The sequence below is a fragment of the Aeromonas aquatilis genome, from assembly GCF_054052405.1.
In genome coordinates this window covers 32,134-50,607 of record NZ_JBSTYP010000013.1, presented here as the reverse complement: position 1 = coordinate 50,607, position 18,474 = coordinate 32,134, and the positions used below count along the sequence as shown (strand labels likewise).

At 60.7% G+C, this 18,474-nt stretch carries 15 protein-coding genes; 9 read left to right on the top strand and 6 right to left on the bottom strand.

All coding sequences use genetic code 11. From position 1 onward, the window contains the following. Positions 1-20: 20 nt before the first annotated feature. The gene (gloB, locus tag ACW5W8_RS06945; RefSeq protein ID WP_445982624.1) at positions 21-785 is read right to left on the bottom strand and encodes a hydroxyacylglutathione hydrolase; all 765 of its coding nucleotides are present in this window, start codon (positions 783-785) and stop codon (positions 21-23) included. Between the two features lie 72 nt (positions 786-857). Here gloB and ACW5W8_RS06940 point away from each other — a divergent pair, with 72 nt between their 5' ends. Beyond that, a complete protein-coding gene (locus ACW5W8_RS06940) occupies positions 858-1,580 on the top strand; it encodes a methyltransferase domain-containing protein (protein WP_498627043.1) in 723 nt (240 codons plus the stop codon). Here ACW5W8_RS06940 and rnhA read toward each other — a convergent pair. Continuing rightward, the gene (rnhA, locus tag ACW5W8_RS06935; RefSeq protein ID WP_005353268.1) at positions 1,568-2,032 is read right to left on the bottom strand and encodes a ribonuclease HI; all 465 of its coding nucleotides are present in this window, start codon (positions 2,030-2,032) and stop codon (positions 1,568-1,570) included. The two genes, ACW5W8_RS06940 and rnhA, sit on opposite strands and share 13 nt — an antisense overlap. A 79-nt stretch (positions 2,033-2,111) precedes the next feature. Between rnhA and dnaQ the strand changes: the two genes are divergently transcribed. Together dnaQ and ACW5W8_RS06925 are read left to right on the top strand one after the other, a co-directional pair. Beyond that, positions 2,112-2,846, top strand: coding sequence for a DNA polymerase III subunit epsilon (dnaQ, locus tag ACW5W8_RS06930; RefSeq protein ID WP_021231229.1), 735 nt, complete (start codon positions 2,112-2,114; stop codon positions 2,844-2,846). Further along, positions 2,843-4,108, top strand: coding sequence for a TIGR03503 family protein (locus ACW5W8_RS06925; protein WP_498627042.1), 1,266 nt, complete (start codon positions 2,843-2,845; stop codon positions 4,106-4,108). The genes dnaQ and ACW5W8_RS06925 overlap by 4 nt, the downstream gene beginning before the upstream one ends. 102 nt (positions 4,109-4,210) lie before the next feature. Here ACW5W8_RS06925 and ACW5W8_RS06920 read toward each other — a convergent pair whose 3' ends face one another. Next, positions 4,211-5,728 carry an HD domain-containing phosphohydrolase gene (locus tag ACW5W8_RS06920; protein WP_498627078.1) on the bottom strand — a complete coding sequence of 506 codons (1,518 nt, stop codon included), beginning with the start codon at positions 5,726-5,728 and terminating at the stop codon, positions 4,211-4,213. 322 nt (positions 5,729-6,050) lie between these two features. Between ACW5W8_RS06920 and ACW5W8_RS06915 the strand changes: the two genes are divergently transcribed. The 6 genes from ACW5W8_RS06915 to ACW5W8_RS06890 all read left to right on the top strand — a co-directional run bounded on the left by ACW5W8_RS06915 (position 6,051) and on the right by ACW5W8_RS06890 (position 13,090). Beyond that, positions 6,051-6,854, top strand: a complete 804-nt coding sequence (locus ACW5W8_RS06915; RefSeq protein ID WP_498627041.1) for a siderophore-interacting protein — start codon at positions 6,051-6,053, stop codon at positions 6,852-6,854. Between the two features lie 278 nt (positions 6,855-7,132). Beyond that, the gene (locus ACW5W8_RS06910) at positions 7,133-9,100 is read left to right on the top strand and encodes a TonB-dependent receptor domain-containing protein (protein WP_498627077.1); all 1,968 of its coding nucleotides are present in this window, start codon (positions 7,133-7,135) and stop codon (positions 9,098-9,100) included. Between the two features lie 124 nt (positions 9,101-9,224). Continuing rightward, complete coding sequence (locus ACW5W8_RS06905) at positions 9,225-10,241, top strand: FecCD family ABC transporter permease (RefSeq protein ID WP_058052085.1); 1,017 nt, start codon at positions 9,225-9,227, stop codon at positions 10,239-10,241. A 7-nt stretch (positions 10,242-10,248) separates the two neighbouring features. Further along, the gene (locus ACW5W8_RS06900) at positions 10,249-11,286 is read left to right on the top strand and encodes a FecCD family ABC transporter permease (protein WP_498627040.1); all 1,038 of its coding nucleotides are present in this window, start codon (positions 10,249-10,251) and stop codon (positions 11,284-11,286) included. After that, positions 11,286-12,089 (top strand): ABC transporter ATP-binding protein, encoded by an 804-nt coding sequence (locus tag ACW5W8_RS06895; protein WP_498627039.1) that lies wholly within the window; start codon positions 11,286-11,288, stop codon positions 12,087-12,089. The genes ACW5W8_RS06900 and ACW5W8_RS06895 overlap by 1 nt, the downstream gene beginning before the upstream one ends. 83 nt (positions 12,090-12,172) lie before the next feature. Continuing rightward, positions 12,173-13,090 (top strand): ABC transporter substrate-binding protein, encoded by a 918-nt coding sequence (locus ACW5W8_RS06890; protein ID WP_498627075.1) that lies wholly within the window; start codon positions 12,173-12,175, stop codon positions 13,088-13,090. 118 nt (positions 13,091-13,208) lie between these two features. On the opposite strand, the gene ACW5W8_RS06885 is transcribed toward ACW5W8_RS06890, so the two are convergent. The 3 genes from ACW5W8_RS06885 to ACW5W8_RS06875 all read right to left on the bottom strand — a co-directional run bounded on the left by ACW5W8_RS06885 (position 13,209) and on the right by ACW5W8_RS06875 (position 18,359). Then, positions 13,209-13,562, bottom strand: coding sequence for a copper-binding protein (locus ACW5W8_RS06885; RefSeq protein WP_498627037.1), 354 nt, complete (start codon positions 13,560-13,562; stop codon positions 13,209-13,211). Positions 13,563-13,606: 44 nt separating this feature from the next. Then, on the bottom strand, positions 13,607-16,735 hold the full coding sequence (locus ACW5W8_RS06880; protein ID WP_498627036.1) for an efflux RND transporter permease subunit: 3,129 nt from the start codon (positions 16,733-16,735) through the stop codon (positions 13,607-13,609). A gap of 73 nt (positions 16,736-16,808) precedes the next feature. Next, a complete protein-coding gene (locus ACW5W8_RS06875) occupies positions 16,809-18,359 on the bottom strand; it encodes an efflux RND transporter periplasmic adaptor subunit (RefSeq protein WP_498627035.1) in 1,551 nt (516 codons plus the stop codon). Between the last annotated feature and the right edge of the window lie 115 nt (positions 18,360-18,474).

Genomic DNA, 18,474 nt, shown 5'->3' with positions numbered 1-18,474 from the left:
GCCCCCTGATCAAGGTTTGTTCAAAAAACGTCCTTCCACTGACGCAGGATGGTGAAGGTATCTACCGGATTTTCCACGCATTTTAGCCCATGTTTTTCAGCAGAAAATTTCACTGAATCCTGTTCGCATCGCAGAAAAATGTTGAAAGTGCGTTCATCACCCAGCCGGGTTGGCAGGCTTGGCAGCCCTTGTTGCCGCAGTTTGCTGATCAGCCCGATCTGGCGGCGGATCGCCGGGTTGTCCGGCTCGACCGCATAGGCAAAACGCAGGTTGGATAGGGTGTACTCGTGTGCACAATAAATGAGTGTCTCATCGGGCAGGGCGGCGAGTCGTTGCAGTGAGTGGTACATCTGCTCCGGCGTTCCTTCAAACAGGCGGCCACAACCGGCCGAGAAGAGGGTATCGCCACAAAACAGCATGCCGTTGCCGTGGTAGGCGATGTGGCCGCGAGTGTGCCCGGGCACATGGATCACCTCGAGGGCGAGGCCGTGCCAGTTGATCTGATCGCCATCTTCCAGCCACTGACCGTGGTGATCCGGCATCGGGTCAAGTTTGGGGCCATAGAGCCGGGCGTGGGGGAAGTGGGCAAGCAGGTCGGTGACGCCCCCGACATGGTCGTGATGGTGATGGGTCAGCAGGATGGCATCGAGCACCAGCCCCAATGCCTCAAGCCGCGCCAGCACGGGTGCGGCATCGCCCGGATCGACCACCAGACAGTGATTTTCGTGGCGGATCAACCAGATGTAGTTGTCATTAAAGGCTGGAACTGTGATCACTGGATACATGAGTCTGCTTCTCTTTAGGGAGGGTATCTTATATAACAGGATGGCGTTCGAAACCCCGAGTTGAGCCCTATTATGCAGGTGGCACGTACCGAACAACAAATCGAGATCCCGACCAGCTGGTCTGCATTGCCTATGGGGGACTGGGTTGCGGCCGAGATCCAGGATCGGCTCGACAACTGGTGCCCGAATCTGTTTGGGTATCATCTGCTGAAAATTGGCGCCCTGAGCGCTGAACTCTCCTGCAAACGCTCCTCCATTCGTCACCAGATCGGGGTCGCCCCCAGCGGGCGGCTGCTCGACATGTATGGCGACCCCCTCGATCTGCCGGTACGGACCGGCAGCGTCGATGCCTGCCTGCTGGCTCACTGCCTCGATTTCTCCACCGATCCCCACCAAGTGTTGCGCGAAGCCGAAAGGGTGCTGACCGACGATGGCTGGCTGATCATCAGTGGCTACAACCCCATGAGTCTGGTTGGGATCGGTCACTGTGTGCCGTTCTTGCGGCGCAGAATGCCTTGGTCGGCACGGATGTTCACCCCGGGGCGGGTGACGGACTGGCTGCATCTGCTGGGATGCGAGGTGATGTTCGACGAGCGTTTTGGCTACTCATTTATGGGGAAACAGAGCTGGCACAGCTGGTGGCGGGAGAGTATCGGGCGGGATTATTGCAGGGCGTTTGCATCGGTATACGTGATTGCGGCCCGTAAACGGCGCTTTCCACTGATCCCGGTGCGGCGGCGCTGGCAACTGCCAAAGTCCCTCGCCACACCGGGAATGGCCCGTCAGGGCTGGTAGCCGGTATCTTCGGCCAGATCCTTGCCACAGGCGGCCTCTCTGGCCAGCTCGTCGCACCGTTCGTTCTCCGGGTGGCCGGAGTGACCCTTCACCCAGAGCCACTCAATCTGGTGGCGACCCACTTCCGCATCCAGCTCCTTCCAGAGATCGACGTTTTTGACCGGCTGACGGTTGGCGGTCATCCACCCTTTCTTCTTCCAGCCGATGATCCACTGGGTGATCCCCTGGCGGACATACTGGCTGTCGGTGGTGAGGCGCACCTTGCACGGTTCATTGAGGGTGCGCAGCCCCATGATGGCGGCCATCAGCTCCATCCGGTTATTGGTGGTTAACTTGAATCCGGCGGAAATCTCTTTGCGGTGCTTGCCGTAGACCATGACGGCCCCGTAACCACCCGGGCCCGGATTGCCGAGGCAGGAGCCGTCGGTATAGACATCAATCTGTTTTAACATGAGCAATCAATCTGTTTTAACATGAGGCTTGGGGTAAACTAGCGAGTAAGTAAAGCCGAAGTTTGACATAGATTGGATCATGAACACACCCCAACTGAATCGCCAGATCATTCTGGATACTGAAACCACAGGTATGAATACGGCGGGCGGCCCTGTCTATCTGGGGCACCGCATTATCGAAATCGGCTGTGTGGAGGTGATCAACCGCAAGCTGACCGGTAACCACTATCACGTCTATATCAAGCCTGATCGTCTGGTCGACCCGGAAGCGATCCAGGTGCACGGTATCACCGACGAGTTTCTGCGTGACAAACCGTCGTTCAGCCAGATCGCCGATGAATTCCTCGAATTCATCCGCGGCGCCGAACTGATCGCCCACAACGCGCCGTTTGACGTGAGCTTCATGGACTACGAGTTCAGCAAGCTTGGACTCAACTTCAAGACGGCGGATATCTGCACCATCACAGATACCCTGGCGATGGCGCGGGACCTCTTCCCCGGCAAGCGCAACAACCTGGATGTGCTCTGCGATCGTTACGGTATCGACAACTCCCACCGTACCCTGCACGGGGCTCTGCTTGATGCGGAGATCCTGGCGGACGTCTACCTGCTGATGACCGGTGGCCAGACCAAACTTAATCTGGCCACCGAGAGCAACGAAAACGAAAACAATCAGGACACCAGCATTCGCCGGTTGGAGAGCAACCGACCCGCCCTCAAGGTGGTGCGTGCCAGCACAGAGGTTCAGGCCCTGCACGAGGCGAGACTGGATCTGGTACAGAAGAAGGGAGGAAGTTGTCTGTGGCGGCAATGAGCAAGTGGTGTGCCGGTCTGCTGTTGTTGCTCTCGCTGGGGGCGACGGCGACCGAGGTATTTGCCCCTTCCGATATTCCGTTGCTGGATAACCGCTTTCGCATCGATTACGGCGTGAAGGAGATAACCTTCATCATCAAGCGCAAGCCGGGTACCCCCTCGGTGATCCTGGTTCGCCCCGATGGCAGCAAGCTTTACGTGGGCAAGGTCAAACCTGCCGATGTAGGTTGGCTGGCGCTGCCGGAGCATGATCTCATTACCCTGCGCAATCCCATGCCGGGCCCCTGGCAGGCGATTGGCGAGGTGGATCCCGACAACCGGGTGCGCATTCTCTCCGATATCCGGCTCGATATCGCCGCCCTGCCGATGCAGCTCTATCAGGGGGAGGTGGTCAAGCTCAAGGCGTGGTTGCTGATCAATGGTCAGCCGCCGAAAGATAAATACTATCTCTCTGACCTTGGCATGACCGTCAAGCTGCAATCGTTCAGCGATGCCGATAAGAAAGAGGTCGTGCTGGATCAAGTACTTGGCCACTATCGCGATGATGGCAAGAGGCTCGACGAAGTGCCGGGTGACGGTATCATGACCGCGGAAGTGACGCTGCAGGATATTCCCGGTGGTAAGTACCGCGCCATGTTCAGCACCGGTAATCAGGTGTTTGTCCGTGCCCGTTATCAGGATGTGCTGTTTTACCCCTATCCGTTCAGCTATAACTTGTCGCCGCCTTCGGAAGAGCTGGGAGCCAAGCTCTCACTGCTCATCGACCGTGATGAGCTGGATCCTGCTTCCGTGGTGGTCAAGGGGAGTGTGACCAGCAATGTGGGCGGCCTCTACGAGTTTAGCGAGACCGCCAGCGACCCCAAGCTTGATATCGATCTCTCCAACATCAAGGAGGTCGGTCAGCATGAGGTGAAAGCAACCCTCTATGGCACCACTCGCCTCGGCCGTGAGCTGAAAATCGAGTTGCCAGTGAAAACCTTCAATGTCTTCCCGCCACCGCCGCCTCCTGTCGAGGTGGTGTCGGCCGCCGCACCGGCCTCCAGTGCCGAGGCGACCCATGAAGCTCCGGCAGAGGAGGAAATGGGCTGGCTGATCTGGGCATTGGCGGGTGGTGGTGTGCTGCTGACGGTATTGGGTGGGGTCGGGTTTGTGGTGATACAAAAACGGCGTGCCCTGAAGCGTGCTCTGGCCGCTGCGCAGGTCGAGAATCAGCAAGCCGGACAACCTGCCGCCAAGCTGGATCTCAATCTGCCAGAGCAGTAACCCTCGTACTTTTCGCTCTGAAGTGGCGTGATGCCAGATATAGAAAACCGCCCTGATAAGCAGGGCGGTTTTTTTGAGTTCATAAACAGAACAAGCTGGCTATCAGTGTTCGCCGATATAGACATCCTTGTTCTGCTCGCGGATCTCGAGGAACTTGTCCAGATTGGCCTGCATCAACTCGACCAGACGAGGATCGAAATGTTGTCCCTTTTCTTCCTCAATCAGCGCCAACACCTTGTCCAGCGGCCACGCCTTCTTGTAGCAGCGATCCGAACCCAGGGCATCGAATACATCGGCCAGCGCTACGATCCGTCCCTCCAGCGGGATATCCTCCCCCTTCAGGCCGTGGGGATAACCGCTGCCATTCCACTTCTCATGGTGATAGCCGGCGATGGTGGCACCAATCTGGAACAGCGCCAGATCGCTGCCGGAGAGCATATCCTGCCCCAACTGGGCGTGGGTTTTCATGATCTCCCACTCTTCCGGGGTCAGCTTGCCCGGCTTGTGCAGGATGGCGTCGGGAATACCGACCTTGCCAATGTCGTGCAGTGGTGAGGCTCTTTTGATCAGCTCGCTCTGCTCTTCACTCATCCCCAGCAGCAGGCAAAACTGCTCGGTATAGAGCGCGACCCGTTTGACGTGCAGCCCCGATTCTTTCGAGCGGGTTTCGACCAGTTCGCCGATGCGGTAGATGATCTCCCGCTGATTGTCGGCAATCACCTCATTGAGCCGGATATTCTCCAGCGCCACTATGATGTTTTCGGTAAACAGGGTCAGCAGACTGGTATCGATCTGACTGAGTTGGCGAGTTGTCTCGATATGGAACAGCAGGTGGTGGCGCTGGTTCTGGCAGTAGAGCACCATCTGGTTGGTGCCGTATACATTGCTGCGATTGCCCATGGCCTGGCGCAGGATCTCCGGCGCCTCGGTGAGACGAATGGCAGGGTGACCGGGTAGCAATGGTTCCAGCAGTTGATCCTTCACCTCGTAGGCGTATTGCTTGACATCGTAGATCTGGGTCTCCCCCAGATGGAGCAGGGCACTGAGCTGCTCCTGGGCCCCTTCGACAAACTGGCGCAGGGCCCGTTTCTCAAAGATCCCCTTGGAGGCTTCGATGACTTTTTCCAGCCCCTGACGGTTGCTCTCCAGGGTGCGGATATCCCGATAGGAGCGCAGACTGGCCCGCAGCAGGGTACGCAGCTTCTGGGAGGTGAGCTCGGTTTTATCCTTGTAGTCGTTGATATCGTAGTTGGTGACCACGTCATCTTCCGGCGCCTGGCCGGGTTGGCCGGTACGCAACACGATGCGCACCATCTTGTTTTGCAGCTCTTCACGGACATATTTGACGACATCGAGGCCTGCGTGGTCGACCTCCATCACCACGTCCAGCAGCAGCAGTGCGACATCAGGGGTGATGGCCAGCAGCTTCTTTGCCTCTGCAGCGGAATAGGCATGCAGAAAGTCAATGGGGCGATTGTCAAACTCGAATTTGTTCAAGGTGATTTTGGTGATGCGATGCACTTCTGGCTCATCGTCAACAATCATCACCTTCCAGCCCGCTTGCTGTGCGTCGGGGAGGGCGAGATCGTCATCATCAATAATCAGGATTTGGTCATCCATCATACAATCCTGTTTGGCATCCTGTGCTTACATTAACTGCTTCACTAAGGATAGGAAACTTATTGGGAAATAAAATTTGATCTCGAAAAACTATGGTCGAATAAGCAAATGGAACCGCCACTTCCGGTGACCGCTGGCGAGGGCTTTCTTCGCATAATCATGAGGCTGGATTGCATCCACGTCACTCTTGCTCTCGATTGCCGCACCACATCGCGCGGCTCTTGCATATCCCTCCCGCCGTGGCCGACGAGAAGGAATCCTATTTGATAGTAATTCCTATTTGCGTGTAGCATGGGCGACACACTCAACGAGGAGCCCCATCGTGTCCCCATCTCTGCCTCCCAATCGTCCCCGTCTGCTGACTGTAAAAGCCATTACCCAGATCACCCCCCATTTGCGTCGCATCACCTTTGGTGGCAGCGAGTTGGCTGACTATCCCTTTACCTGCGGTGGGGCCCATATCAAGGTGATGCTGGCCCAGCCCCATCAGGTGGAGCCGGTGCTGCCTGCCATGACCCCGAACGGCCCGCGCTGGAGTGACCCGGCTGACAAGCCGGTGATCCGCACCTACACCATCCGCGCATTTCGCCGTGATGAGCAGGAAATTGATATCGACTTCGTGCTGCACGGTGACGGTGGGCCCGCCAGCGCCTTTGCTACCCATGCCAAGCCGGGAGAGAAGGTGATCCTCTCCGGGCCGGGTGGCACCAACCCCATGCTGCAACCGGCCGATCACTACTGCCTGGTGGGGGATCTCACCGCCTTGCCCGCCATCATGGCGATGTGCGAGGTGATGCCTGCCGATGCCAGAGGGGAAATTGCGATTCTGGTGCCGGATCAGGCCGATGCTCAGCCGTTGACGCTGCCGGTCGGGGTTCGCTGTCACTGGTTTGTCGGCGAGCCCGAGTCCAGCGGCCTGCTGGAGCATGTGATTGCTCTGCCGCTGGTGCGCGATGGCGGCTTCTTCTGGCTGGGTGGGGAAGAGGCGCTGGTGTTGCCGCTGCGCCGCCATTTTCGTTCCGTGCTCGAGGTGGATCGCCAGTCGCTCTACGCCGTGCCGTACTGGCGGCGGGGCAAGAGTGAAGAGGCCTATCACCAGACCCGTCACGATGTGATGGATAATTAAGCGGATGCGAAAGAAAACCTGATTCTTGCTTGCAAATAAAAATGATTTGCATTTAGTATTGCGCCGTACCGATGTCAGTCGGCACGGCGTTTTTGTTATTGATGGCTGCGAGTGGCATAGCACAATGCAGGCCCTGCCGTAATGCACTGATGTTCGGGGCGATGGGGCATGGACGACAGTTCATGTCAATGAATTCCATCACTTTGCACCGGGTCTGGCGAGGTCAGACAGGGATGTCGGTGGTGTTGGCTTTGGTTGTTTTATGTGGAGTGTTGATGATGCGTACATCATCCCGGCGATTTGCAGTGCATCCGCTGGTGTTGTCCCTTTTTGCCCTGCCAGTTCTGGCCCAGGGGACTGCGCCTGTCGCCGCTCATGAAACTATGGTGGTGACGGCGACCAAAACCCGGCACAGCGAGCTGACCGCCCCGGCCTGCGTCTCTGTGGTGACCCGGGCCGAGCTCGACAAGCTCAATGTCAATGATCTGACCGGCGCTCTGAAACAGTTGCCGGGGGTAAATATCAGCCCTGCTACCAGCTACGGCCGCAGCGAGATCAAGTTGCGCGGGCTGGAGGGGGATTACACCCTGTTGCTGGTCAATGGCCGGCGTATTAGCTCCCGCGATGCTCTTACCTCCGGTTATGGCAATGATTTCGATCTCTCTGCCATCCCCATGGCGGCCATCGAGCGTATCGAAGTGATCCGTGGCCCCATCTCCTCCCTCTACGGTGCCGATGCGCTGGGTGGGGTGGTCAATGTCATCTTGCGCCAACCCGGGGAGAAGACCGAAGCGGCGGCTACCTATACCTTCAGCGACCCCACCGACGGTCACGGCGGGACTATCAACAAGGCGAGTGCCTATGTGGGCGGGGCACTGATCGACAACAAGCTGCTGGCCAACCTGGTGGTGGAAGGGAACCACAGGGATGCCTGGCAGAGCGAGCAGAGCATCAACCCCAAGGCCGATGCCATCGAGCAGCGTGAAAAGCTGGGGATCCTCTCCAACGTCAAATGGCTGATCGATGATCGTCAGGATCTGGATGTGGGGATGAACTACGCCAAAGACGATCGGGAGGCCCACTGGAACAACTACGGCCAGACTCCGCGCAATATCCAGCAGATGGAGCGACTGGGACTCAACGCCACCCACGTCGGCCGTTGGGATCAGTTTGACAGCCGGGTCGGCTATGCCTTCGAGCAGGTTGATCTGTTTGATGACTCCGAACTGATGACGGCGCTGAGCAAGACCAACGGCGATGTGAGCCAGACCAACCACACTTTCGATGGCCAGCTGAGCGGCAATCTGGGCAGCCACCTGCTGACCAGTGGTGCCGAGTACCGCATCACCGAACTCAAGCATAACGTCAACCTCAAGGGGGGCGATGTCAGCGTCAACCAGAGCGCGCTCTATCTGCAGGATGAGTTTGGCTTTGGCGATCTGGCGTTGACCCTGAGTGGCCGGGTCGATCACCATGAGACCTATGGCACCGAGTTCAGCCCTCGTGGTTATGCCCTCTACAGCCTGACTGACAACTGGGTGGTCAAGGGCGGCATTGGCAAGGCGTTCAAGGCGCCGACCATTGCCCAGTCCAACCCGGACTATGCGGTAGCCGCCTGTCGCGGTCGCTGCGCCGTGGTGGGCAACCCGGATCTGAAGCCGGAAACCGCCGTCAGCTACGAGCTGGGCACCGCCTACGATGGTTCGTTCTGGGGCGCCGGGGTTACCGCCTTCCACAACGATATCAAGGACAAGATCCAGAGCGAGGCATGGACCTCCACCTGGCGTCCGGCGGTGATGACCTATCAGAACGTCAGCAAGGCTCGCATCAAGGGGGTGGAGCTGAGCGGCTGGTTTGATATTACCGATGCCCTGACCCTCTCCAGCAACGTCACCCTGATCGACGGGGAGGACAAGACCAGCGGCAAGGATCTCTATCGGACGCCGGAGCATACCGCCAACGCCAAGCTGGAGTGGCAGGTCATCGAGAGCCTGAGTACCCAGCTCGGCTGGAACTACACCGGCAGCCAGATCCTTCCGGTTCCGCGCATGAGCGGCACCACCTATGAGACCACCGCCGGATTCCACACCCTGGATGTCGGGGCAGTCTGGAACGCCACCCGGGCACTGGATCTGAAGTTCGGGCTCAACAACCTGACCAATACCAAGCGTGACTGGGTTGCCACCGAGGCCGATCAGATCCTCGACGGGCGCACTGTCTATGCCGGTGTGGCCTACAAGCTGTAATGGCTGAACGGGAGCCCGCATTGGCGGGCTTCCGCTGTTGTCACGGCATCACCTCGGGTGACGGCTTTTATTTCAACCACATGTATTTCAACAACATGCGCATTGCCACCATAAGGAGTTAAGGGTGTTTAGAGACCAGACCTCGCTGTTCTGGCTGGGATTGTTCCTCCTGTTCATACTGCTTTCTCTTTCGCTCGCCACCGGTGCGGGCGTCTATGGTGCCCGTGAGGTGCTCGGCTACCTGATGGGGGATGCTCGCTGGGCTGGCGACGAGAAGCTCGCCATGGTGCTCAATACCTTGCGGATCCCGCGCACCCTCTGTGCCATGGTGGTCGGTGCCTCTTTATCTCTGGCTGCCTCCTTGTTGCAGAGTGCGACCCGCAATCCGTTGGCTGAGCCCGGTCTGCTCGGGGTCAACGCCGGGGCCGTCTTTGCGCTGGTGGTGGGGCTCACCTGGTTTGGTGTGGAGTCCGCCTACGGCTATCTGCTCTGGGCAGGACTCGGTGCGCTGCTTGGTAACGTTATTGTGCTGGGACTCGGCATGATGATTGGCCGCTCCAACCCCCTCAAGCTCATTCTGGTCGGGGTGGCGCTCTCCGCCACCTTCGGCGGTCTCTCCAGCTTTCTGCTGCTCTCCAACAAGATGGTGCTGGAGCAGTACCGCTTCTGGAACCTCGGCTCCCTGTCGGCGGCCAATCTCGATGCCATCATCGCTGTGCTGCCCTTCGTGCTGGCGGCGTTTGTCATCACCTTGCTGCTTTGTCGCCAGCTGACCCTGATGCAGATGGGGGACAGTCAGGCCCAGGCGCTGGGGATCCGCCCAAACCGGGTGCGAATTGGCGTGCTGCTGGCCGCCACCCTGTTTACCGCCAGTGCCATCGCCATCGCCGGCCCCATCGGCTTTGTCGGCTTTCTGGCCGCCTACTGTGGCCGACTGGTAGAGCCGGTGAAACTGTCGGTGCAGGTCTGTTTCTCCGCCCTGTTCGGCATGTTGTTTCTGCTGTTGGCCGACATTCTGGCGCGTTGGCTGATCCAGCCGTTCGAGTTGCCCAACGGGGTTATTCTGGCCCTGATCGGCGCACCAGTGCTGATCGCCATCGTTCATCGCGGGGGCTTTCGTACCCTGCTGACCGTCAAGTGAGGGGCTGATGCGAACACCTACCGATATGCTCTGCCTGCGGGCAGGCAACCGCTCTTTGCTGATCCATCTGCCAAGCTGGCGCTGGCTGGTACTGCTTGCCGTGGCGCTGCTGGCGCTGGCTCTGCTGGCCCTGAGCATTGGCGGCGGCAAGCTCGGCTTTGCCGGGGTGGTCAACACCCTGCTGGGGGAGGGGACACGGCTTGAGCAGCTCACCCTGTTCAAGATCCGGCTGCCGCGCATCCTTGGGGTGGTGGCGGCGGGGGCCGCCATGGGGCTCTCCGGCTGTCTGGTGCAGACTCTGGTTCGCAACCGGCTGGCCACACCCGACATGGTGGGGGTCAACAACGGAGCCTCTCTGGCCATCATCGTCTTCTCCCTCTATCTGACTGTGGGCAGCTGGCCCTGGTGGGCGGCACCTATCGGCGCCATCTTCGCGGCGTTGGTGCTCTATGCCCTCTGCCGCAAACCGGGTGAGCAGGGCTATCTGTTCGTGGTGATCGGCATTGGCCTCTCCGAGCTGTTCGAGGCGCTCGGCCAGTTTGTGATGTCCACTCAGGCCCTGCTGCACCTGAGCTCTCTCTATCTGTGGAATATGGGCAGCTTTATCGCCGTGGGTTACAGCACCATCACCCCCATCGCCATCCTGTTGCTGCTGCTCTGTCCGTGGATCGTCTATCTCTCCCGCTCGCTGGCGGTGCTGCGCTTTGGCCCCGAGATGGCCAGAGGGCTTGGCGTCAACGGCGATCGGGTGCAACTGGGCATTCTGGCGCAGGCCATTCTGGTGGCGGCGCTCGGCACAGCCATCGGCGGTCCCGTGGTCTTTATCGCCATGGCGGCCCCCATTCTTGCCTCCTGGCTGGTGAAAGACCGGGTGGTGCCGCTCTGGCTGGCGGCGCTTAGCGGCGCCCTGCTGCTGCTTGCCAGCGATACCCTGGTTCGGGTGCTGGCCAGTCCCCACGAGGTGGCGACCGGCATCATGACCCGCATTCTCGGTGGCCTGTTGCTACTGTTTCTTCTTGTTAACGATCGCCAGAGGGCTGACTGATGACGCTCACCGTAAATCGCCTCCATTTCGCCTATCAGCAGACCCCCATTTTGCGGGACATCTCTTTCAGCGTGCCGAGGGGCAAGCTGGTGGGGATCGTCGGCCCCAACGGCTGCGGCAAATCGACCCTGCTCAAGCTGCTATCCGGCCAGATGAAAGCCCAACGCGGCGAGATCCTGCTCAAAAGCAAGCCGCTTGCCAGCTACCCCATGAAGAGGTTGGCGCGGGAGCTCGCCTACCTGCCCCAGCGGCCAACCCTGCCTGCCGGCATTCTGGTGGAGCAGCTGGTGCAGTATGGCCGTCACCCTCATCAGGGTTGGTTCAATCAGTGGGGTGAGGAGGATGCCCGCATGGTGCGTATTGCCTGCGAGCGGATGCAGCTTGAAAGCATCTGGCAGCAGAGCGCCGCGTCCCTCTCCGGCGGGCAGGCGCAGCGGGCGTGGCTTGCGATGATCCTGGCCCAGGACAGCGACATGGTGCTGCTCGACGAGCCCACCAGCGCCCTCGATATCGGCCACCAAACCGAGGTGATGGAGGCGATCCACCGCATCACTGCCGAAGGCAAAACCGTGCTGCTGGTGATCCACGATCTGGCGATGGCGGCGCGCTACTGTGACGAGCTGATCGCCATCGGCGAGGGCACCATTGCTGCCATGGGCCCGGCCCGGGAGGTGGTGACCAAATCCCTGATCGACCGGCTCTACCAGACCAGTGTCGACATTCTGCATGCCCCCGGCGACGGGGCGCCCATTATCGTGCCCCGTTGCCACGAACATGGCCGCACCCTGCGTTCGGCGAGTTGAGTCATATGGGCCTGCTCTGTGGGCCCACCGAGTGTATTCACGCGGCCGATTATCCGGGCCGTGCAACGAGAAGGAGTGAGATGATGAAGCGTTTTGCCGCCCTGGCAGCAGCCATCCTGATGTTGGCCGCGCCGCTGGTTCAGGCGCAGGAGATGCGTGAAGTGACCGATGCGTTTGGCCAGAAGGTGCAGGTGCCAGCCCAGCCAAAACGGGTGGTGGTGCTGAGCGAGCTGGAACTCGACAGCACCCTGACCCTGGGGCTGACCCCCATCGGCGCCGTCAATGGCCGTGGGCAACCCACCTTGCCCCGCTATTTGCTGAGCAAGGCGGATATGGGTATCCAGGTGATCGGCGATCTCGACAGCCCCAATCTGGAGTCGTTGATTGCGCTGGAGCCCGACCTTATCCTGACCGGCCAGACCCGTCCCGAGCTGCTGACCTTGCTGGGGGAGATCGCGCCGACCGTGGTGACCAGCAAGTGGGGGGAGCCGTGGCAGGACAGCTTCCGCCGTGCCGGCCACACCCTTAACCGCGACCAGCAAGCTGATACTTTCTTGCTGCAGTATGCCGAGCGGTTGACTCAGGCCCGCAGCAAGCTGGCCAAACACCAAGGGGAGAGCATCAGCATAGTGCGCTGGAACCCCAAGGGGCCAAGCTTCATGTACCCGGGGACGTTCGCCAGCAGCGTAGTGGAGTCGATGGGGCTGGTGCGTCCGGACAAACAACAGGGGACTGGCGCGCCCCACTCACCGCCCCTGAGTCTGGAGTCCCTCAACCTGCTGGATGCTGACTGGCTGGTGGTCGGCACTCTGAGCGCCAGCGGTGATGCGGTGGATGCCATGCGTCAGGCGGAGCAGACCCCGGCGTTCCAGCAGTTGCCGGTGATCAAGGCCAAGCGCTTTGGCGCCGTGGACGGGTCGCTCTGGACCTCCAGCGGCGGCCCGCAGGCGGCCCTCAAGGTGATCGAGGATGTGGAGCAGTTGCTGGCAACCCGCAGCTGAGTGCTATCGCGCGCCAGAGGTTGACCACACGAACAGGTTGACCAAAGAAGAGGGAGGCTGATGCCTCCCTCTTGCGTTGTCACTGTCTATCGTGACCTTTTCGGCGAGCCAGAGCCGTTTATTGCGGCTGGATGGCTGTCATTGTGAGCTTGCCGCTCTGGCTTTCGGCATGAAAGTGGATGGCATCCCCCACCTTGAGCCCCTTGAGCTGGGCCAGATCTGCCACTCGAAAGACCATGGTCATGGCGGGCATCTTGAGGTTCTCGATCGCCTCGTGCTTGATGCCGACCTTGCCGCTCTCCTCATCGAGGCGGGTAATGACCCCCTTGGTCATCACCATTCCGGCCTGTTCGCTCATCTCACCCATCTGACTCATATCGTGCCCTTCATGGTGCATCATCTCTTCGGCTTGCAGGCTGGTGTGGGTGGCAAGGCCAAGCAGCAATGTCAGGGTCAGTGTCTTGTAGTTCATGATGGTTTCCTCATCGTTTAGTCAACATGGAGCGTGAAATCGGGTTATTCGGCTTGCGGGTTGGCGCTCTTGCCAAGGCTGCGGCTGCGCCACAAGTAGTAGGCTGCTGGCAGCACCAGCAGGGTCAGTACCAGCGCGCTCACCATGCCGCCGATCATGGGGGCGGCGATGCGCTGCATTACTTCGGAGCCGGTGCCATGGCTCCACATGATGGGCAGCAGGCCGGCGATAATGGTCACCACCGTCATCATCTTGGGGCGCAGGCGCAGGGCTGCGCCGTGGATCACCGCCCGGTGCAGCCCCGCCTGGTCTGGCTTGCCGCTGGCCACCAGGTCATCCCAGGCATGGTTGAGGTAGACCAGCATCAAGACGCCGGTCTCTACCGCCACCCCCGCCAGGGCAATAAAGCCCACCCCGACCGCCACCGAGAGGTTGAAGTCGAGCAGCCAGAGGGTCCAGATCCCCCCCACCACCGCCAGCGGCAAGGTGGTGAGAATGAGCAGCACCTCCTGGAAGCGGCGAAACGCCAGATAGAGCAGCAGCACGATAATGGCGACCGTGAGCGGCACCACGTAGGCGAGGCGCGCCTTGGCCCGCTCCATGTACTCGTATTGGCCGGACCAGGTGAGGGCGTAGCCCGCCGGCAGCACCAGCTGCTTGCCCACCTCGGCCTTGGCCTCATCGACGAAGGAGCCGATATCGCGGCCGCGAATATCGACGTAGACCCAGCCGTTGAGACGCGCATTCTCGCTGCGCAGCATGGGGGCTTCATCGCTGATGTAGATCCGCGCCACGTCCGCCAGCGCGATACGCGCCCCGCTCGGCGTCACCACCGGCAGCAGCTCGAGGCTCGCCACCGAGTCGCGATAGCTCTGGGGATAGCGCAGGTTGATGGGATAGCGCTCGCGCCCCTCGATGGTCTGGCCCACCTCCATGCCGCCCACTGCGGTGGCGAGCACCGCCTGCACATCGGCTATGTTGAGGCCATAGCGGGCCGCTTTGAGCCGGTCGATGTCCACCTTGACATAGCGGCCACCGGCCACCCGCTCGGCGTAGACCGATGAGGCGCCCTCCACCTTGCCGACGATCTGTTCCAGCTGCTGACCGAGCTGCTGGATCACCTTGAGATCCGGCCCCGCTATCTTGATGCCGACCGGGGTCTTGATGCCGGTGGCCAGCATGTCGATGCGGGTCTTGATGGGGGGCACCCAGGCGTTGGTGAGGCCGGGGAAGCGGATAAGGGAGTCTAGCTCCTCTTTGAGCTTCTCCGGGGTCATGCCGGGGCGCCACTGGTCGCGGGGCTTGAGCTGGATGCTGGTCTCCATCATCACCAGATCGGCGGGGTCGGTGGCCGATTCGGCGCGCCCCGCCTTGCCGAACACGTTTTGCACCTCGGGCACGGTGCGAATCAGCTTGTCGGTCTGCTGCAAGATCTCCCGCGCCTTGCCCACCGAGATATTGGCCGCGGTGGTGGGCATATACATGATGTCCCCCTCGTCCAGCGGTGGTATGAACTCGGAGCCCAAGTACTTGAGCGGCCAGAAGCCCGCCACCGTCACCACGGCAGCGATGGCCAGGGTGGTTTTCGGACGGGCCAGCACGGCTTTGAGCAGCGGCACATAGCCCTGGCTTAGCCAGCGGTTGAACGGGTTGGCCTGCTCCGCCAGCACCTTGCCACGGATGAAGTAGCCCATGATCACCGGCACCAGCGTGATGGCGAGCCCGGCCGCCGCTGCCATGGCGTAGGTCTTGGTGTAGGCGAGGGGGTGGAACATCCGCCCCTCCTGCGCCTCCAGCGCGAACACCGGCAGGAAGCTGATGGTGATGATCAGCAGGGAGAAGAAGATGGCGGGCCCCACTTCTATGCTCGCCTCGGTGATGATGCGCCAGCGGTTCTTGTCGGTGAGCGCCTCCCGCTCCATATGTTTATGGACGTTCTCGATCATCACGATGGCGCCGTCCACCATGGCGCCGATGGCGATGGCGATGCCCCCCAGCGACATGATGTTGGCGTTGATCCCCTGCAGGTGCATCACGATAAAGGCGGTCAGGATGGCGATGGGCAGGGTGATGACCACCACCAGCGACGAGCGCAGGTGGAACAGGAAGGCGAGGCAGACCAGCACCACCACCGCGAACTCCTCCACCAGCTTGCCGGAGAGGTTGTCGATGGCGCGCTGGATAAGGTCGGAGCGATCGTAGACGGTGACGATCTCTACTCCTTCCGGCAGGCTGCTTTTCAGCTCCGCCAGCCGTGCCTTGACTCCGTCGATGGTGTGCTGGGCATTCTCGCCGTAGCGCATGACGATGATGCCGCCCACCACTTCCCCTTCGCCGTTGAGCTCGGCCAGGCCGCGCCGCATCTGGGGCCCGGTGACCACATCCGCCACGTCACCCAGCAGCAGCGGGGCGCCGCGCACAGTGGTGCCGAGCGGGATCTGCTTCAGATCCTCGACACTCTTCAGATAGCCATTGGAGCGCACCATGTACTCCGCTTCCGCCATCTCGATGACGGAGGCGCCGGTCTCCTGATTGCCCTGCTGGATGGCGGTCTCGATAAGGGAGAGCGGGATGCCGTAGGCACGCAGCTTGTCCGGGTCGACCCGCACCTGATACTGGCGCACCATGCCGCCCACGGTGGCGACTTCGGAGACCCCCTCCACCGTCTGCAACTCGTACTTGAGGAACCAGTTCTGCAGCGAGGTGAGCTGGCTGAGGTCGTGCTTGCCGGTTCTGTCCACCAGCGCGTACTGATAGACCCAGCCTACCCCGGTGGCATCGGGGCCGAGCTGGGGGCGGGCAGAGGCGGGCAGGTTGGGGGCAACCTGGCTCAAATACTCCAGCACCCGGGCGCGGGCCCAGTAGAGGTCGGTGTTGTCGTCAAACAGCACATAGACGAAGGAGTCGCCGAAGAAGGAGTAGCCGCGCACCGTAGTGGCCCCCGGCACCGCCAGCATGGCGGTGGTAAGCGGGTAGGTCACCTGATCCTCCACCACCTGAGGCGCCTGGCCCGGATAGGCCGTCTTGATGATCACCTGCACGTCGGAGAGATCCGGCAGGGCGTCCACCGGGGTCTGTTTGACCGACCAGAGCCCCCAGGCGGTGAGCATGAGGGTCAATAGCAGCACCAGAAAGCGGTTGCCGATGGACCAGCGAATAATCGACGGGATCATGATTGAACTCCTTTCTCACCAAGTACAGAGAGCCGAGAGCGGTTGCCTGTCAGGCAGCGAATGATGGAAGGGATCATGACTTCTTCTCCATTGCGGGCATCGTCATCTGATGCTGGCTATGGTCCATGCCTTCCATCTTCACCATCTCATCCGTTGCGGGTTTGGCGTCGCCGTCAGTAGCGGGTGCTTTCTCCTGATGGATGGTGGTGATGCGGTACTCATCCCCCTCCTGCATTACTTGCAGATGGAGGGTCTGTCCCTCGGCCAGCTTGCTGATGTCGACTCCTTCGGCGACGGTGAACTCCATCTCCATGGCGGGCCACTGCCACTCGGGGATGGGTTGGTGGGAGACCATCAGGGTACGGTTGGCCAGATCGATGCTTTCAACCTCGCCCTGGGTCCACACCTGAGCGGGGCGCACCGCCGTCATGCGCTGGAAGTCCGAATCGATGGCCGATTCGGAGTCGAGCAGGAACTGGGCCGAGCTGACTATGTTATCCCCAGCCTCTACCCCTGCCTTGATGGCAACCTTGTCGCCAAACTGGGTGCCGAGAGTGACGGCCACCGACTTAAAGTTGCCATCCCCCAACGCCAACACCAGCCGATCCTGACTGCCGGTACGGATCACCGCTTCGCTCGATACCACCAGCCGGGGTTCGCCCTGCCCGGTGCGAATGCTCACCTTGGCGAACATGTTGGGTTTCAGGAACTCGTCCGGGTTGGCAAAGCGCAGCCGCACCTTGAGGGTGCGAGTAGCGGCATCGAGGGTCGGATAGAGGTAATCCACCTTACCTTGCCAGCTGCGACCGGGGGCATAGTCGAGAGTCATGGTGACCGGATCCCCCACCTTCAGCTGGGCCGCCTGACGCTCGAACACCTCGGCGCTCACCCACACCTGCTTGAGGGTGCTGATGTTGAACAGGGCCGCGGCGGGCTCCACATATTGGCCTTCGCGCACCTTCAGTTCGGAAACATAACCGCTGCTGGGGGCATAGATGCGCACCGTCTCCTGCACCTGACGGCTGCGCTTGAGGGCAGCTATCTGATCCGCCGGCACCTGCAGGGACTTGAGCTTGCCCTCGGCGGCGCGCAGCAGCAAGGGGTTGGCGGTGCCCTTTGTGTTGCTTACGCCTAGGGCGAGCAGATACTCGTGCTGGGCGTTGACCAGGTCCGGGGCGTAGAGCTCGTAAATCAGACTCCCCTTGCTCACCTGCTGCCCCTCGCTCTTGATGGCGAGGGTGCGGATCCAGCCTGCCATGCGGGCGTTGACCGCCTCCAGCTTGTCCTCGTCATAGCCGACGTAGCCCACCGTCTCGATCTGCTGGTGGATGGGCAGTTTCTCCACCTTGGCAAGTCGCACCCCCAGGTTCTGCTGGATCTCGGGGCTGATGGTGACGGTGCCCGGTGAGCCGCCCTGTTTTTCCTCATAGACGGGGATAAAGTCCATCCCCATGTTGTCCTTGGCCGGAGCATCGCGCTTGTCGCGGGGATCCATGGGGTTGACCCAGTAGAGGGGCGTCTTCTCTTTGGCGCTTGCGCCATCGGAGGTCTGTTTGGCGGCCCAGTAGCCGCCACCAGCGCCAAGGGCAAGTAGCAGGGCCGATACCAGCAGTTTCTGGCTCATCGCACACCTCCACTTAGTGGCTGAGTGGCAAGGTTTTTGGCGGTGATAAGGCCGGTAACAGGGACAAGTGACATGATATCTCTTCTCTTGTGCAGGCCGCCGGATGGGAGATGGA

Excerpts from the sequence above, each read along its gene's own strand:
- gloB (WP_445982624.1), bottom strand. The coding sequence starts at position 785 with ATGTATCCAGTGATCACAGTTCCAGCCTTTAATGACAACTACATCTGG.
- ACW5W8_RS06890 (WP_498627075.1), top strand. The coding sequence starts at position 12,173 with ATGAAGCGTTTTGCCGCCCTGGCAGCAGCCATCCTGATGTTGGCCGCG.
- rnhA (WP_005353268.1), bottom strand. The coding sequence starts at position 2,032 with ATGTTAAAACAGATTGATGTCTATACCGACGGCTCCTGCCTCGGCAAT.
- ACW5W8_RS06885 (WP_498627037.1), bottom strand. The coding sequence starts at position 13,562 with ATGAACTACAAGACACTGACCCTGACATTGCTGCTTGGCCTTGCCACC.
- ACW5W8_RS06925 (WP_498627042.1), top strand. The coding sequence starts at position 2,843 with ATGAGCAAGTGGTGTGCCGGTCTGCTGTTGTTGCTCTCGCTGGGGGCG.
- ACW5W8_RS06880 (WP_498627036.1), bottom strand. The coding sequence starts at position 16,735 with ATGATCCCGTCGATTATTCGCTGGTCCATCGGCAACCGCTTTCTGGTG.
- ACW5W8_RS06895 (WP_498627039.1), top strand. The coding sequence starts at position 11,286 with ATGACGCTCACCGTAAATCGCCTCCATTTCGCCTATCAGCAGACCCCC.
- ACW5W8_RS06900 (WP_498627040.1), top strand. The coding sequence starts at position 10,249 with ATGCGAACACCTACCGATATGCTCTGCCTGCGGGCAGGCAACCGCTCT.
- ACW5W8_RS06940 (WP_498627043.1), top strand. The coding sequence starts at position 858 with ATGCAGGTGGCACGTACCGAACAACAAATCGAGATCCCGACCAGCTGG.
- ACW5W8_RS06920 (WP_498627078.1), bottom strand. The coding sequence starts at position 5,728 with ATGGATGACCAAATCCTGATTATTGATGATGACGATCTCGCCCTCCCC.
- ACW5W8_RS06875 (WP_498627035.1), bottom strand. The coding sequence starts at position 18,359 with ATGAGCCAGAAACTGCTGGTATCGGCCCTGCTACTTGCCCTTGGCGCT.
- dnaQ (WP_021231229.1), top strand. The coding sequence starts at position 2,112 with ATGAACACACCCCAACTGAATCGCCAGATCATTCTGGATACTGAAACC.
- ACW5W8_RS06910 (WP_498627077.1), top strand. The coding sequence starts at position 7,133 with ATGCGTACATCATCCCGGCGATTTGCAGTGCATCCGCTGGTGTTGTCC.